Genomic DNA, 510 nt, shown 5'->3' with positions numbered 1-510 from the left:
AGACCGAAGCCAAGGTGCTGTAAGAGGGAGCGGAAAGAAATGACGATTCTGGTGATTGCAGAGTGCGACGCCCCGAAGGAAGCCCCCTTGGGGGGCAATGCGTCGATCAAGGCCGCGACGCTGAACACGGTGGCAGCGGCAGCGAAGATTGGTGGCGACATCCACGTGCTGGTCGCGGGCCACAACGCGCAAGCAGCAGCCGATGCAGCAGCGAAGATCGCAGGTGTTTCTAAAGTGCTGCTCGCCGACGCGCCGCAACTCGCGGACGGTCTCGCCGAGAACGTTGAAGCGACGGTGTTGACCGTCGCGTCGAACTACTCGCACATCCTCGCGCCGGCGACGGCTTACGGCAAGAACATCGCGCCGCGTATCGCCGCGAAGCTGGACGTCGCGCAGATCTCGGACATCACGGCGGTCGACAGTGCCGACACGTTCGAGCGTCCGATCTACGCGGGCAACGCGATCGCGACGGTGCAGTCGATCGATCCGATCAAGGTCATCACGGTGCGG

General features: G+C 63.5%; 1 pseudogene. It reads left to right on the top strand.

The features are described from left to right. Positions 1-39: 39 nt before the first annotated feature. Positions 40-510, top strand: a pseudogene (locus U4Y91_RS36605) (electron transfer flavoprotein subunit alpha/FixB family protein); the annotation flags it as partial.

The sequence above is a fragment of the Burkholderia sp. BCC1993 genome, from assembly GCF_905339865.1.
Lineage (GTDB): Bacteria > Pseudomonadota > Gammaproteobacteria > Burkholderiales > Burkholderiaceae > Burkholderia.
This window is presented reverse-complemented; position numbering and strand designations above follow the sequence as displayed.